This window comes from Streptomyces sp. NBC_00094 (assembly GCF_026343125.1).
In the GTDB taxonomy this organism is placed as follows: domain Bacteria; phylum Actinomycetota; class Actinomycetes; order Streptomycetales; family Streptomycetaceae; genus Streptomyces.
Window position 1 is genome coordinate 3,821,570 of the sequence record NZ_JAPEMB010000001.1, and the last position, 15,363, is coordinate 3,836,932.

Here is a 15,363-nt window from a genome sequence, read left to right on the forward strand (position 1 = left end):
GGTCGTGTCCATGCTTCCCCCTGGGACGGAACCGTACGCGAGTGGAGACTCATTAAGCGCCCAACACCCCTTGTCTGCAAGGCCAGTTCAGGACTTCCGGGGGCCTACTTCGGCCGCCCCGCGAGCCCGGCCTGATCGACAAGACACCCCCTGGCGGGTGTCGCCGGTGCGGTCATGGCGAAGGGCCCGCACCCCGGTTCGTCGCCGGTGTGCGGGCCCTTCGTCGTGCGTGCTCCTGCGGGAAGAACTACAGGAACGAGTTGATCTCGATCGTCTCGGTGCGGCCGGGGCCGACGCCGATCGCGGAGATCGGGGCGCCCGACATCTCCTCCAGGGCCTTCACGTACGCCTGCGCGTTCTTCGGCAGGTCGGCGAAGGTCTTGGCCTTGGTGATGTCCTCGGACCAGCCCGGCAGCATTTCGTAGATCGGCTTCGCGTGGTGGAAGTCGGTCTGCGAGTACGGCAGCTCCTCGACGCGCTTGCCGTCGATCTCGTACGCGACGCAGACCGGGATCTGCTCCCAGCCGGTCAGCACGTCCAGCTTGGTGAGGAAGAAGTCGGTCAGGCCGTTGACGCGGGTCGCGTAGCGGGCGATGACCGCGTCGAACCAGCCGCAGCGACGGTCACGGCCGGTGGTGACACCGCGCTCGCCACCGATGCGGCGCAGCGCCTCGCCGTCCGCGTCGAAGAGCTCCGTCGGGAACGGGCCGGCGCCGACACGGGTCGTGTACGCCTTGAGGATGCCGATGACCCGGCTGATCTTCGTCGGACCCACGCCGGCACCGGTGCAGGCGCCGCCCGCGGTCGGGTTCGAGGAGGTGACGAAGGGGTACGTGCCGTGGTCGACGTCGAGCAGGGTGCCCTGGCCGCCCTCGAAGAGCACGACCTTCTCGTCGTCGAGCGCCTTGTTGAGGATCAGCGTGGTGTCCGCGACGAACGGCTTGATCTGCTCCGCGTACTGGAGCATCTCCTCGACGATCTGGGCGGCGTCGATCGCGCGACGGTTGTACAGCTTGGCGAGGAGCTGGTTCTTGCCCTCCAGCGCCGCCTCGACCTTCTGGATGAGGATCGACTCGTCGTACAGGTCCTGGACCCGGATGCCGACGCGGTTGATCTTGTCCGCGTAGGTCGGCCCGATGCCGCGACCGGTGGTGCCGATCTTGCGCTTGCCGAGGAACCGTTCCGTCACCTTGTCGAGGGTGACGTTGTACGGCGTGATGAGATGAGCGTTACCGCTGATCAGGAGCTTCGACGTGTCCACGCCTCGCTCGTTCAGTCCGCTCAGCTCGGAGAGCAGGACCGCCGGGTCGACGACGACACCGTTTCCGATCACCGGGGTACACCCCGGTGAGAGGATTCCGGAAGGGAGAAGATGGAGCGCGTACTTCTGGTCGCCTACGACGACGGTGTGGCCGGCGTTGTTGCCGCCCTGGTAACGCACTACATAGTCAACGGATCCACCGAGGAGATCGGTGGCCTTTCCCTTGCCCTCGTCACCCCACTGAGCACCGAGCAGCACAAGTGCGGGCACAGGCGTACACCCCTTCCGGGTGGGGCATGTCCAAGGTCAGGGGCCGAGGCCGCCTCACCGGTGTGCCCCGGAATAGACGAAGCCCCTGGCGCAATAGCGCAAGGGGCTCTTGCACAAAGATGCTACCCGAGGAAGGACCGAGGTGTCGGCTCACGACCAGCTGCTGGTGGTCATCGACCCGGTCGCCCGCCGAAGTGACGGCGAGTCCGTACGGATCGCGAAGGATGTTCTGTCGGCGGGCGCGGAAGCGAAGATCTGCCTGCCCGACAGCCCGGACGAATTCTCCCGGGCCCTGGCCCGGCGTGGCTCCCGGCACCCCGTGGTGCTCGGCGACGACCGCGCGCTGCTCCGTACGGTGACGCTGCTGCACCGGGAGCGGGAGCTCGCCGACGGGGCGCTCTCCCTGGTCCCGATCGGCCCGCCGGACGCCCTGGAACTCGCGCACGCGCTCGGCGTGCCGCGCTCCGTCCCTGCGGCGGCGCGGGCGGTCCTCGACGGGGCGGTACGACGTCTGGACCTGCTGGTCGACGACAGCGACGGGGTCGTCCTGGCCGACCTGCTCGTCCCGGCCGTGCCCGTCCTGGCCGCACCGACCTCGTCCGTCTGGGGCACCTGCCGCTCCCTGGTCCGCACGCTGGTCCGCCCGGCCCCGACGGCCCTCGCGGTCCGCACCCACCGGCTGCGGGTGGAGGCGGACGGGGTGCTGCTCGCCGATGTGGACACACCGGTGGAGGGCGTCTCGGTCCGCTCCGTCGCCGGTACGGCGGAGGTCACCGTCCACCCGGCGACTGCCCCGGCCCACCTCGCGCTGGCCCGCACGCTCACGGTCTCGGGCCCGGACTTCCGCTACCGCGCGGACGGCCGCGTCACGGGCCCGGTCCGGCGGCGGACGTGGACGGCCCGGGCGGGCGCGTGGGGGCTGACGCTTCCCGAGGACGTCGCGGGGCTGTAGGGATCCCTGGGATCCCTCACGAGGGGCGCTCGCGGCGGTCCCCGCCGTCCCCCCCTGCCTGCCCCCGCCGCCCCCTGCCTGCCTCCCGCTTGTCCCCTGCCGCTCCCTGCCTGCCCCCGCCTGTCCCCCGTCGCTCCCTGCCCCTCCCCTACGGCCCCGCCCCCGGTTACGCTCCGCCCGTGAGCCTCGACGAGACCGGTACCGCGCCCTCCCCGACGTACGCCCTGCTCGCCGCCGAGGCCGGGCGTGAGGTCGTCGCGCCGGCCCGTGCGCACCGTCCCGAGGCGGACGTCCGGGCCGTGCCCTGGTGGCGGGTGCGGAGTCTGCGCCGGGTCTCCGGGCTGAACGAGGTGCTGATCCTGGTGGCCGTCTGCGCGGGCCTGGGCGTTCTGTCAGTGACCGGCCTCAACGAGGGCATCGAGGTCGGAACGTACACCGTCGGCGTCCTGACGCTCGGCGCGCTCCTGGTCTCCGGCTACCGGCTGCTGACCACCGGCCGTCACGCCGCCCGGCGCCTGGCCCGGGCCGCGACCGCCCCGGCACCCGCCACCCGGCGGTACGTGCTGCTGCGGGGCCCGGCGGGCGGCCGTCCGACCCTGTTCCTGTTCCCGGACGGCGAGCGGCCGGACGATCTGCCCGACGGGCTGCTGATGCTCCCGCCGACCGGCGCGCTGCCCTCGGCGCCCACCGGGTCCGTGGAGCTGCACGGCTGGCTCGACCGGGCGGAGTCCGGGCTGCCGGTCGTCGTCCCGTGGGTCGAGGGGCGGCCGCTCTGGCCCGCGGAGCCGCTCTGGGAGACGGGCGGCACGGACTTCGAGGGGCAGCTGGAGTGGCTGGCGCCGGGCGAGGAGGACCAGGAGGAGGCCCCTCAGCCCCCGGCCTGACCCTCCTTGCGAAGGCCCCCTCAGCCCCCGGCCTGACCCTCCTTGTGGGCCCGCCAGCGGTCCATGATCCCCAGCATCTCCGTCTGGAGGAACGCGAAGAAGTCGGCGGTGTCGGCGGTCCGCCGGCCCGCCGCCGTGTCCGGGCCCAGCATCTCGACGCCGTCGCGGAGCACCCGCTCCCAGCGGGTGAGGACCTGGTCCCGCTGGGTGAAGGTCTCGTACCAGAGCTCGTTGTGGAGGACGTACCGGTCGCGGCGCGTGCCCGGGTCGCGCTCGCGGCTGACCATGCTGACCTGGCTGAGGTAGCGGATGGCGCCGGAGACGGCCGCCGGGCTGATCCTGAGCTGTTCGGCGAGCTCGGCCGAGGTCATGGAGGCCGTCTCGGAGGCGAGGAGCGCCGCGAAGACCCGGGACGCCATGCGCTGCATGCCGGCCTCCGTCATCTCGGCGGCGAAGCGCTCGACGAAGCGCGAGGTCGCGTCCTCGGCGGCGGTGCCCGCGACGGCGGCGCCTTCGGTTCCGGTGCCTTCGGTGCTGCTCATGCCGGTCATCGTCTCCTTCGTTCGCCTTCCGACCCCGACTTTATACGCTTCCTTAACTTCACAAATTTGTGAAACTACCGTACGTTCTGAAGCATGACGAAGGCAATCAGCGTCGCCGGACTCCACAAGTCCTTCGGGCGCACCCACGCGCTGGACGGTCTCGACCTCGCCGTCGAGGCCGGCGAGGTCCACGGCTTCCTCGGCCCCAACGGCGCCGGGAAGTCCACCGCCATCCGGGTCCTCCTGGGCCTGCTCCGCCCCGACTCCGGTGCCGCCGCCGTCCTCGGCCGGGACCCCTGGCGGGACGCCGTCGAGCTGCACCGCCGCATCGCGTACGTCCCCGGCGACGTGACGCTCTGGCGCAACCTCTCCGGCGGCGAGGTCATCGACCTGTTCGGCCGGCTGCGCGGCGGCGGCCTCGACCGGGCCCGGCGCGCCGAGCTGATCGAGCGCTTCGAGCTCGACCCCACCAAGAAGGGCCGCACCTACTCCAAGGGCAACCGCCAGAAGGTCGCCCTCGTCGCCGCCTTCGCCTCCGACGTCGACCTGCTCGTCCTCGACGAGCCGACCAGCGGCCTCGACCCGCTGATGGAGGAGGTCTTCCAGAGCTGCGTCACCGAGGCACGGGAGCGCGGCCGGACGGTGCTCCTGTCCTCGCACATCCTCGGCGAGGTCGAGACCCTCTGCGACCGGGTCAGCATCGTCCGCAAGGGGCGGACCGTCGAGTCCGGTTCGCTCGCGGAGCTGCGCCACCTGACCCGTACGAGCGTCACGGCCGAACTGGCCTCGCCGCCCAACGGGCTCGCCCACCTCCCCGGCGTCCACGACCTGGCCGTGACGGGACACCGGGTCGATCTCCAGGTCGACACCGACAAGCTCGACGCCGTCCTGCGGTCCCTGACCGCGTCGGGCGTCCGCAGCCTGACCAGCACCCCGCCCACCCTGGAAGAGCTCTTCCTCCGCCACTACGCCGACGAGGCGGTCGCGTCATGAACACGAGCAGCGCCCTCGCAGGTACCGGGACCCTCACCCGGCTCGCCCTGCGCCGGGACCGGGTCATGATCCCGCTCTGGGCCGTCGTCACCGGCGGCCTGGTCGCCGGCGGGGTCGGCTCCCTGGAGGGGCTGTACGGGACGGCCGCCGAGCGCGCCGAGATCGCCGCCACCATGACCGCCAACAGCTCGATGCGCTCGTTCTACGGGCCCGTCTTCGGCGACTCCCTCGGCGGGCTCGTCGCCTGGCGCTTCGGCACCTTCGCCGCCGTCCTCGCCGCCGTCGCGAGCCTGATGGTCGTCGTCCGGCACACCCGCGACGAGGAGGAGACGGGCCGTCAGGAGATGCTCTCCGCCGGGGCGGTCGGCCGGCGCGCCCCGCTCACCGCCGCCCTCCTCGCCGCGCTCGCCCTCAACGGCGCCGTCGCCCTCATCGTCACGGCGGGCCTCGCCGGGCAGGGCGCGGCCGGGGCGCTCGCCCTCGGCCTCGCCGTCGGCGGCACCGGCATGCTCTTCGCGACCACGGCCGCCCTCACCGCCCAGCTCACGGAGAGCGCCCGGCTCGCCCGGGGCCTCGCGGCGGCCGTCCTCGGCCTCGCCTTCGTCCTGCGGGCGGCCGGCGACGCCGGTACGGCCTCCGGGGGCTCCGTCCTGACCTGGCTCTCGCCCTTCGGCTGGGCCGAGAACGTCCGCGCCTTCGCGGGCGAGCGCTGGTGGGTGCTGGGCCTGATCGGCGCGGCCGTCCTGGTGCAGACGGCGGTGGCGTACGCGCTGACCGGCCGCCGCGACGTCGGCGCGAGCTTCCTCGCGACCCGGCCGGGCCCGGCGGAAGGGCGACTGGCCTCGGCGGGCGGGCTCGCGTGGCGGCTCCAGCGCGGCTCGCTCCTCGGCTGGTCGCTCGGCTTCCTGCTCGGCGGGCTCGTCTTCGGCGGGATGGCCGAGGGCGCGGCCGACATCGTCGGCGACAACGAGCAGGCCCGTCGGATCTTCGAGCGGATGGGCGGGCAGAGCGGTCTCACGAACGCCTTCCTCGCCACCATGGTCTCCCTCTTCGGGATGATCGCGGCGCTCTTCGCGGTCGGGTCGGTGCTGCGGGCGCACGGCGAGGAGACCTCCGGCCGGGCCGAACCGCTCCTCGCGAACGCCCTCGGCCGGACCCGCTGGGCCGCCGGCCATCTGGTGATCGCCTTCGGCGGCTCGGCCCTGATCCTGCTCCTCGCCGGACTCGGCCTCACCCTCTCCTCCGGGCGGGACCTCGGCCCGATCCTGACCGCCTCCCTCACCCAGCTCCCGGCGGTGTGGACCCTCGCCGGGCTCGCCGTCCTCCTCTGGGGCGCCGCCCCGAAGGCCGCGACCGCCGCGTGGGGCACGGCCGGGATCTGTCTGGCCCTCGGCTGGATCGGCCCGGCGCTCGACCTGCCGCAGGCGGCCCTGGACCTCTCCCCCTTCGGCCACCTGCCGAAGCTCCCCGGCCAGGACATGACCTGGGCCCCTGTCCTGGCCCTGACCGCCCTGGCGGCGGCCCTGGTCGCGGCGGGCCTTGCGGGACTGCGCCGCCGCGACCTGACGACGAGCTGACGACGAGCCCGTACGAGGGGGCTGCTCACACCTCCACGAGCAGCTCCTCGAAGCCCCGGATCACGTACCCCGGCTTCCACACCGGCTCCGCCGCGAGCCGCAGGCCCGGCGCCTGGCGGAGCAACTCACCGAAGACCGCCTCCAGTTCGAGGCGGGCGAGCGGGGCACCGAGGCAGTAGTGGATGCCCGCGCCGAAGGTGATGTGCGGGTTGTCGGCCCGGGTGAGGTCGAGCTCGTCGGCGGTCGGGCCGAAGCGGGCCGGGTCGCGGTTGGCGGAGCCGAAGAGCAGCGCGACCTCGGAGCCGCGCGGGATGACCTGGCCGCCGACCTCGATGTCGTCGAGGACCCAGCGCTCGAACATCTGGAGCGGGGTGTCGTACCGCAGAAGTTCGTCCACAGCTGTGGACAACTTTTCGGGATCCGGACGGACGCCCTTCCTCAGCAGCGTCCACATGCCGTTGACCGTGGTGTTCACGGTGGCCTCGTGGCCCGCGTTCAGGAGCAGCACGCAGGTGGAGATCATCTCCTGTTCCGTCAGCTCCTCCACCCCGATGAGCGCCGAGATCAGGTCGTCCCCCGGGCTCTTCCGGCGCCGCGCGATCAGCTCCCGCAGGTAGTCCGAGAACGCGATCGAGGCCGCGACCGCCCGTCGGGCCGTCTCCTCCGAGGGCTTCAGCTCGAACATCCCGCAGATCGCCGCCGACCAGGGCCGCAGCCGCCCCCGCTCCTCGTCGTCCTCCGGGACGCCCAGCATCTCGGCGATCACCGCGACGGGGAGGGGTTCGGCGACCGAGGCGAGCAGGTCGCCGCCGCCCCGCGCGACCAGCTCCCCGACGAGGCCGGACGCGAGCCGCCGTACCGTCGGCGCCAGGTTCTCGACCGTCCTCGGCGTGAACGCCTTCGACACGAGCCGCCGGATCCGGGTGTGGTCGGCCGCCTCCAGATCGAGCAGCCCGTGGTCGTTGAGCGTGTGGAAGGGCTCGTACGCGGCGGCCGGTGCCTCCCGCCCGAACTCCTCGTGGGTGAACCGGTGCGTGTACGTCCGGCCGAGCCGCCGGTCCCGGAGGAGCGCCGACACGTCCTCGTGGTGCGGGATCAGCCACTGCCGGGTCGGACCGTGCCAGTGCGCGCGGCCGGCGGCGCGCAGCCGGGCGTAGGCGGGGTACGGATCGGCGACGAACTCGGGGGACCAGGGGTCGTACACGGCGTCAACGTCAACAGCGTCCATGACCGGACGCTACCGCCGAAGCCCGGCCCCGGCAGGTGTCAGCCGCCGACGCGCACCAGGCCCGCCTCGTACGCGAAGACCGCCGCCTGCGTACGGTCGCGCAGCCCCAGCTTCACCAGGATGCGGCTCACATGCGTCTTGATCGTGGACTCGGCGACGACGAGGTGCTCGGCGATCTCGACGTTCGACAGGCCCTGCGCGATGAGCACGAGCACCTCCGTCTCCCGCTCCGTCAGTTCCCCGATCCGGGCCATCGCCGGCGGGCGCGGGGAGTTGCCCGGCGCCTTCGCGAACTCGGTGATCAGCCGCCTGGTGACGGTCGGCGCGAGCAGCGCCTCGCCGGCCGCGACGACCCGCACGCCCTCCGCGAGCTGCCGGGCCGAGGCGTCCTTGAGCAGGAATCCGGAGGCCCCGGCGCGCAGCGCCTGGTACACGTACTCGTCCAGGTCGAAGGTGGTCAGGACGAGGACCTTCGCGTCCGCGTCGGCGGCGACGATCTCCCGGGTGGCCTCGATGCCGTTCAGCTCGGGCATCCGGATGTCCATGAGGACGACGTCCGGACGGAGCGCGGCGACCTGGGCGATCGCCTCCCGGCCGTTGACGGCCTCGCCGACGACCTCCATGTCGGGCATCGCGCCGAGCAGCACGGAGAAGCCCTCGCGGACCATCATCTGGTCGTCGACGATCAGCACCTTGATGCTCATTCCACGGTCTCCTCACGGCTCACGGGGATGAAGGCCGCCACCTCGTAGCCGCCGTCCGCCGTCGCCTCGGCCGTCATCTCCCCGCCCAGCATCGTCACACGCTCCCGCATCCCGGTGATCCCGTGGCCGGCCCCCGGCGACGGCTTCACGAGACCGCGCGCCGGACCGTTGGCGACCCGCAGACCCAGGCCGCCGAGGACGTACGAGACCTCGACCTTCGCCGCCGCGCCGGGCGCGTGCCGCAGCACGTTCGACAGGGCTTCCTGGACGATGCGGTACGCGGAGAGCTCCACGCCCTGCGGCAGCTCGCGCACCGCGCCGGTGACCGTCTTCTCGACGTCGAGCCCGGCCTCGGTGACGTTGCGGACGAGCGCGTCGAGATCGGCGAGGGTCGGCTGCGGGGCGTCGGGGGCCTCGTAGTCCTCGGCGCGGACGACCCCGAGGATGCGGCGCAGCTCGGTCAGCGCGGCGACCGCGTTCTCGCGGATGGTGAGGAAGGCCTGCTCCAGCTCCGGCGGCGGGTTCTCGACCCGGTAGGGGGCGGCCTCCGCCTGGATGGCGACCACCGACATGTGGTGGGCGACGACGTCGTGGAGCTCACGGGCGATGGTGGTGCGCTCTTCGAGGACGGTCCGCTTCGAGCGCTCCTCGGCGGTCACGGTCTGCTCGGCGGTGACCGCCCGGTCGGCCTGACGGCGGATCTGGATCATGGAGACGGTGAGCAGGGCGAGGGCCGAGACGAAGAGCAGCGGGATCGCGTCGGAACTGCGCCCCACGCCGAGGAACATCTCGGCGAAGAGGGCGTACGCCGCCGTCCCCGCCCACATCCACCCGGCGGTACGCGGCCCGGTACGGGCGGCGACCACGGTGAGGACGACCAGGTGGGCGGCGAACGCGTTGTCCGGCCAGGGCCAGCCGCCCCAGTAGCCGGACAGGAACGCGACGAAGGGCGTCGAGCAGAGCGAGGCCCAGTAGGCGAAGACCGGCCTGATCAGGGTCGCCAGCACGATCGTGGGCGACACCCAGGCGAACACGAACGCGGCCGGACCGAAGCCGGAATCGACCCGGTCGTACCCGATGAGGAAGACGATCAGGGCGAGGAAGACGACGATCGCGTGCGGCAGCAGCCCCGCGTGGACGCGTATCCGCGCCGGCAGGAACCGCGCCGACCCGCTGCCCACGTCCATGCGCGGCAGCGGCCGGTAGGCGAAGGCGTCGTGGAAGAGTTCCTGACGCAGACCGCCGAGGGCCGCCTGCACCAGGCGGAACTCGGGGCTGCGGCCCGTCTCGGAGGTCTGTGTCTGGGTCACGCCGACCACGGTACGGGCGGTGGGGGACCCGGTCGTCCCGCTGGATGCGGATCCTTCCGGGTCCCCCTTGAGGACTAGAACCGTCCTGGGGCAGGCCTTAGGGCCCGTCCGGGGCAGGTCTCAGGAGACGCTGTTGTAGGGCGAGCGGTTCGCGTAGAGGTCCGTGTCCTGACGGACGAAGGGGGTGGCGGCGACGCCCGTCGAGCGGTAGACGTACGTGCGGTTCGCCCCGTACCCGATCAGGTCCGGGCGCCCGTCGTCATCGAGGTCGCCGGCGCCGACGAGCTGGGAGAAGCCGCCCCAGCCGGCGCCGATCCGGACGCGGGTGGAGAAGTTGCCGCGGCCGTTGCCCGGGTACAGCCAGAGGACGCCGGCGGCGTCGCGGGCGACAAGGTCCCCGGCGGCCGTGCCGGCGACGTTCCCGACGGCGGTGACGTGGTTGTAGATCTGCCAGCCCCCGCCGACCCGGACCCGGGTCGCGAACGGCTTCGCGTAGCTGCCGGTGCCCTTGTAGAACCACATGACACCGGCGCTGTCCGTGCCCACCAGGTCGGGACGGTTGTCGCCGTCGAGGTCCGAGCCTCCGGCGAGCTTGTTGTAGATCTGCCAGCCCCCGCTGAGCTTCAGCCGGGTGGCGAACGTGCCGTCGCCCTTGCCCAGGTAGAGCCACTGCACGCCGGAGCCGTCGACCGCGATCAGATCGCCGTGGGCGGCGCCGCCCACGTTGCCGACGGCCTCGATCTGCTTGTACACCCCCCAGCCCGCGCCGAGGCGGGTGGACGTGGAGGTCACGATCCGGCCCTCGTACGGATGGTTCTGCAGGTCGTCGCGCCACAGCACGCCGTTGGCGTCCCGGGCGAGGACGTCGGTGGAGCCGTTGTCGTTGTAGTCGTGCGGGTTGGCCTTGCGGACGATGTTCGTGAACCAGCCCTGGTAGGCGGGCTCGCCGGAACCGTCGCGCAGCGTCGCCTCGGCCTCGACGGCGTACTTGCCGTTCGGCGCGTCCACGGTCGTGACCCTGCTCGTGGCGTCCACCTCTTCGATGACGCCGTCCCAGGCGAAGGAGAACAGGGTGCCGGCCGAGGGGCCTTCCAGGCGCTTCCTGAACTCCTTGCCGGTGGCGATGTGGGTGAGCGTGACGTCCACGAAGGCGTCGGCGCGCGACAGCGTCCAGCCGAGGGTCACCGTGCCGGGGGCCTTGTCGAGTTCCGCCACGTCGGGGACGTGCACCTGGTCGATCTCCAGCGGGATCACCACCTGGCCCGTGTCCGCCACCTTGGTGACCGTCGGGGCGCCGTCCGCGGCGGCCGCGATCCGGAACAGCCCGTCGCCGTCGGCGGCCCGGCTGCCGCTCGCCGCCGCGCTGCCGTCGACCGAGGGCGACGTGCCGGACACGTGGTCGAGGAGGTCGCGGGTCTCGCCGGTGGTCAGGGAGACGGCCTTGAGGGGCGTCTCGGCGCCGCCGTACACCAGCCAGCCGCCCACGAGCTCGTGGTACCACTCGTCGGCGCGGCTGCCCAGGACGGTCTTCTTCTCCTCGCCCGTCTCGCGGTCGACGGACGTGACGTACAGCCCGGTGCCGTAGGCGTAGTCGAGCCAGGCCACGTGCGAACCGGAGAACATCAGGCTGGTGAAGCCGTACCCGGACTCGACGGAGGAGTAGGTCGTGGAGACCGTTCCGGCCGCCACGTCGATCAGGGCCCGGCCGCCGACCCGCGCGTCCTGCGGACCCGTCGCGTACCCGACGAGGACGACGCCGTCGTGGACCACCGAGCTGGTGAACTCGGTGGCGTCCGCCGGCAGGCCCGCGATCTTCCGGTTGGTCGTCGCGGCGCCGTCCTTGGTCACGACGTGCAGTTCCGCCGTGCCGTCCTCCTTCGTCACCTGCGCGAGCACGCTCGTCGGGCTCAGGATGGCCACGTGACGGCCGTTCAGCGGGCGGAGGTCGATCTCCACGCCCGGGGCGGCCGGGTCGGCCATGTTCCGCAGGGTGAGCGGAGTCGTATCGCTCTCCCAGTCGCCGTCGCCGAGGACGACCACGTCGCTGCCCGTCGGGGTGACACTGCCGTCCTCGGGCTCCTGGATCCGGGTCGGGGTTCCCCCGTCGTACGGAGTCCAGGACAGGGTCTCGTTCCCGGACCGGTCGAAGGAGTAGCTGAGGAATCCGGTGGTGCCCACGCCCCTGAGGTAGGCGTCCTCGGGGAAGACGGGAAGGCCGGCGGTGGACTGCTCGGCCGGGGCCGGGGCCGAGGTGGCCGCGAAGGCGGCCGGGGCGGTGGCGAGCGTGCCGGCACCGAGGGCCGTGACGGCGAGGACGACCGTGACGGCCGTGGCGAGACGGCTGCCGGTGGAGCGGAACTGCAAGGTGAACCCCCACAAGAAGATCGGACACGCGAGTGGCGTGCCCGATCAGACTCGCGACCGGGTCGCATGGTTGTACGAAGGCGTCGGTGAACCGATCGACTTCGCGCCTCACCAGGCGAGCTGGGCGATCTCCTCCGCGACCACCGCGCACGCGTCCGCCGCCGGATCGATCAGCGGGAAGTGGCCGATGCCTTCGAGGAGCGTGAAGCCGACCTCCTCGCCGGCCTTCGCCGCCGCGTCCGCGTACGCCTCGGCGACGGGGTACGGAACGACGACGTCCTCGCGGCCCTGGACGACGGTGGTCGCGATGCCGGTCGGAAGAAGCGCTGCCGGGTCGGCGAAGGGCACCCGGTCCGCGAAGGGCGCCTCACCGCCGAGGAGTTCGGTGACCGCGCCGCCGCAGACCCCCAGCTCCACCGCCCGCCCGAAGTGGGCGATCGGGGCGAGGGCGACGACGCCGCGCAGCGCGGGCGGGGCGGGCAGCCGCCAGGGGGAGCCCGTGGGCAGGACGTGCCGGGCGGCGGCCCACAGCGCGAGGTGTCCGCCCGCCGAGTGGCCGGTGAGCACGATCCGGCCGGTGTCGGCCTGCGGCAGGTGCGCGGCGGCCAGCTCCGGTACGGCGTCGAGCGCGGCGGCCACGTCGTCGAAGGTCTCCGGCCAGCGGCCGGCCACCGGGGCCGTACCGCCCTGGCGGGGGATGTCGCTGCCGCGCCGGTACTCGACGCTGGCGACGGCGAAGCCGCGGCGGGCCAGGAAGTCCACGAACGGGGTCAGGTGCTGCCGGTCGTACGGTGCCCGCCAGGCGCCGCCGTGCAGGGCGACGACGAGCGGGGCCCTGGTGCGGCCGTCGCGCGGCGCGTAGAAGTCGACCACCTGGTCCGGGTGGTCGCCGTACGCGGCGGAGGCGTCCGGGGCGACGGCCGGGTGCGAGAAGGCCGAGGCTTCTTCGGCGGCATCGCGCGCGGCGGGGTCCGGCATCTGTTCCAACCTCTCGGTGACGCGGCCGAATTGGCCTGACCTGCGGGGACGGTACCAGCACCGGAGCCCCCGCAGATCAGGCGATCATCGGACCGATCGGCCTCGGACGGCCGGGACGTCGACCGGACCGACCGACGTCGGCCGGAACGTCGACCGACCCGTCCGACCTCGGACGGCCGGAACCTCGGCCGGACCGACCGACGTCAGACGGCCGGAACCTCGGCCGGACCGACCGACGTCAGACGGCCGGAACCTCGGCCAGGACGTCGGCCAGGACCCGGGCCGCCCGCTCCGCGTCCGCGAAGCCGACGTACAGCGGGGTGAAACCGAACCGCAGCACGTCGGGGCGGCGCAGGTCGCCGACCACACCGCGCCGGATCAGCTCCTCCATCACGGCCGGGGCCCCGGCGCAGCGCAGCGCGACCTGGCTGCCGCGCTCGTCGTGCGCCTGCGGCGTCGCCGCCTCGACGCGGCCCTCGGGCACGTACGCCCGCACGCACTCCAGGAAGAAGTCCGTCAGCGCGAGGGACTTGGCCCGCACGTCCTCGATCGCGACCCCGTCCCAGACGTCGAGCGCCGCTTCGAGGGCCAGCATGGAGAGGATGTCCGGCGTCCCGACCCGGCCCCGCAGGGCGCCCGCGGCCGCCTCGTAGCCGGGGGTCATCGCGAACGGGTCCGCGTGCGAGTTCCAGCCGGGCAGCGGCGAGTCGAAGCCCGCCTGGTGCCGCTCGGCCACGTACAGGTACGCGGGCGAACCGGGGCCGCCGTTCAGGTACTTGTAGGTGCAGCCGACGGCCAGGTCGACGCCATGGGCGTCCAGGCCGACGGGCAGCGCGCCGGCGCTGTGGCACAGGTCCCAGACGGCGAGCGCGCCCGCCGCGTGGAGCGCGGCGGTGAGGCCCGGCAGGTCCTGGAGCCGGCCCGTGCGGTAGTCGACGTGGTTGACGAGCGCGAGGGCCGTGCGGTCGCTCACCGCGTCCGCCATGTCGGCCGGGTCGCAGACCACGATGGCGTGACCCGTCATGCGGGCCGCCGACTCCGCGATGTACCCGTCCGTGGGAAACGTCGTGGCGTCGACGAGGATCTCGTCCCGGTCGTCACCGTTCAGCCTGGCCGCGGCGACGACCGCCTTGAAGACGTTCACGCTCGTCGAGTCACCGACCACGATCTGCCCGGGGGCGGCGCCGACGATCGGGGCTATCCGGTCGCCGATCCGCTCGGGCGCGGTCCACCAGCCGGACTCGCCCCAGGAGCGGATGCGGAGCTCGCCCCACTCGCGGGTGATCACGTCGGCCATGCGGGCCGGGACGTGGGCGGGGAGCGCGCCGAGGGAGTTGCCGTCGAGGTAGACGGTGCCGGCGTCGAGGGCGAACTTCTCGCGGTGCTTGGCCAGGCCGTCGGCGGCGTCCAGCCGGGCGGCCCTCTCCTCGTACGACTCAGACATGGCTGCGGGCCGTCCAGAGCTCCGGGAACACGTTCTTCTGGGCCCGCTTCTCCAGCCAGGCCACCCCGGCCGAACCGCCGGTGCCGGTCTTCGCGCCCATCGCGCGCCGGGTCGCGACCAGGTGGTCGTTGCGCCAGCGCCAGACCAGCTCGGCGACGTCGCTCAGGGCCTCGCCGAGCCGGACGAGCTCGGTGTTCTGGTCGGCGTCCGCGTAGATCCCGGCCCAGACGGCCTCGACCTCGGAAGAGGGCTCGTACCGCTGCGACAGGTCACGGCCGAGGACCGCCTGCGGCACGGGCAGGCCACGCCGGGACAGCAGGCCGAGGACCTCGTCGTACAGGCTCGGCTCCTGGAGCGCCTTCTCCAGCTCCGCGTGGACGCGGGGCGCGCCCCGGTGCGGGACGAGCATCGACGCGGACTTCTCGCCGAGCAGGAACTCCATCCGCCGGTACATCGCCGACTGGAAGCCGGAGCCCTCGCCGAGCGCGGCCCGGTAGGCGTTGAACTGGCCGGGGGTGAGCTGGGCGAGCGGCCGCCAGGAGTGGTTCAGGGCCTCCAGCTCGCGGACCGAGCGCTTGAGCGCGTCCATCGCGACCGGGACGCGGTCCTCGCGCAGGGCGCGGCTCGCGGTCTCCCACTCGTGGACGATCACCGTGAACCACAGCTCCATGACCTGGGTGGTGACCAGGAAGACCATCTCGCCCGGGTCGTCCGAGCGGAGGTGCTGGAGGTGCGTGAGGACGTCCGCCTGGACGTAGTCCTCGTACGGCGTGGTACCCGCGAAGTCGAGGTTCGGGTCGACGGCGACCGAACCGGCTGCGGAATCGGGAGAACCCGGGGGGAGTGACATTTCTGT

13 protein-coding genes are annotated in these 15,363 nt (G+C 72.8%); 4 read left to right on the plus strand and 9 right to left on the minus strand.

Annotated elements, in window-relative coordinates:
• Window positions 1–247: 247 nt before the first annotated feature.
• A complete protein-coding gene (locus tag OG580_RS16690) occupies window positions 248–1,531 on the minus strand; it encodes an adenylosuccinate synthase (protein WP_267044472.1) in 1,284 nt (427 codons plus the stop codon).
• A 142-nt stretch (window positions 1,532–1,673) separates the two neighbouring features.
• Between OG580_RS16690 and OG580_RS16695 the strand changes: the two genes are divergently transcribed.
• Together OG580_RS16695 and OG580_RS16700 are read left to right on the plus strand one after the other, a co-directional pair.
• Complete coding sequence (locus OG580_RS16695) at window positions 1,674–2,483, plus strand: diacylglycerol kinase (protein WP_267044473.1); 810 nt, start codon at window positions 1,674–1,676, stop codon at window positions 2,481–2,483.
• A 179-nt stretch (window positions 2,484–2,662) separates the two neighbouring features.
• Entirely contained in the window at window positions 2,663–3,367 is a 705-nt protein-coding gene (locus tag OG580_RS16700) for a hypothetical protein (RefSeq protein WP_267044474.1), read from the plus strand.
• 20 nt (window positions 3,368–3,387) lie between these two features.
• On the opposite strand, the gene OG580_RS16705 is transcribed toward OG580_RS16700, so the two are convergent.
• Entirely contained in the window at window positions 3,388–3,909 is a 522-nt protein-coding gene (locus OG580_RS16705; RefSeq protein ID WP_267044475.1) for a GbsR/MarR family transcriptional regulator, read from the minus strand.
• A 93-nt stretch (window positions 3,910–4,002) separates the two neighbouring features.
• On the opposite strand from OG580_RS16705, the gene OG580_RS16710 reads away from it, so the two are divergent.
• Window positions 4,003–4,902 (plus strand): ABC transporter ATP-binding protein, encoded by a 900-nt coding sequence (locus OG580_RS16710; protein WP_267044476.1) that lies wholly within the window; start codon window positions 4,003–4,005, stop codon window positions 4,900–4,902.
• Window positions 4,899–6,479: an ABC transporter permease gene (locus OG580_RS16715; RefSeq protein WP_267044477.1), complete on the plus strand. Its 1,581-nt coding sequence runs from the start codon at window positions 4,899–4,901 to the stop codon at window positions 6,477–6,479. The genes OG580_RS16710 and OG580_RS16715 overlap by 4 nt, the downstream gene beginning before the upstream one ends.
• Before the next feature lie 25 nt (window positions 6,480–6,504).
• Here OG580_RS16715 and OG580_RS16720 read toward each other — a convergent pair whose 3' ends face one another.
• From OG580_RS16720 to OG580_RS16750, 7 genes are all read right to left on the minus strand, one after another.
• Window positions 6,505–7,707, minus strand: a complete 1,203-nt coding sequence (locus OG580_RS16720) for a cytochrome P450 (RefSeq protein WP_267044478.1) — start codon at window positions 7,705–7,707, stop codon at window positions 6,505–6,507.
• Between the two features lie 38 nt (window positions 7,708–7,745).
• Window positions 7,746–8,411, minus strand: a complete 666-nt coding sequence (locus OG580_RS16725; protein WP_267044479.1) for a response regulator transcription factor — start codon at window positions 8,409–8,411, stop codon at window positions 7,746–7,748.
• Window positions 8,408–9,730: a sensor histidine kinase gene (locus OG580_RS16730; RefSeq protein ID WP_267044480.1), complete on the minus strand. Its 1,323-nt coding sequence runs from the start codon at window positions 9,728–9,730 to the stop codon at window positions 8,408–8,410. Before OG580_RS16730 ends, OG580_RS16725 begins: the two co-directional genes overlap by 4 nt.
• A gap of 111 nt (window positions 9,731–9,841) precedes the next feature.
• Entirely contained in the window at window positions 9,842–12,085 is a 2,244-nt protein-coding gene (locus OG580_RS16735) for a VCBS repeat-containing protein (RefSeq protein ID WP_267044481.1), read from the minus strand.
• Between the two features lie 108 nt (window positions 12,086–12,193).
• Window positions 12,194–13,063, minus strand: coding sequence for an alpha/beta hydrolase (locus OG580_RS16740; protein WP_267044482.1), 870 nt, complete (start codon window positions 13,061–13,063; stop codon window positions 12,194–12,196).
• Between the two features lie 238 nt (window positions 13,064–13,301).
• On the minus strand, window positions 13,302–14,507 hold the full coding sequence (gene kynU, locus OG580_RS16745) for a kynureninase (protein ID WP_267044483.1): 1,206 nt from the start codon (window positions 14,505–14,507) through the stop codon (window positions 13,302–13,304).
• Complete coding sequence (locus OG580_RS16750; RefSeq protein WP_267044484.1) at window positions 14,500–15,357, minus strand: tryptophan 2,3-dioxygenase family protein; 858 nt, start codon at window positions 15,355–15,357, stop codon at window positions 14,500–14,502. The genes kynU and OG580_RS16750 overlap by 8 nt, the downstream gene beginning before the upstream one ends.
• Window positions 15,358–15,363 lie beyond the last annotated feature (6 nt).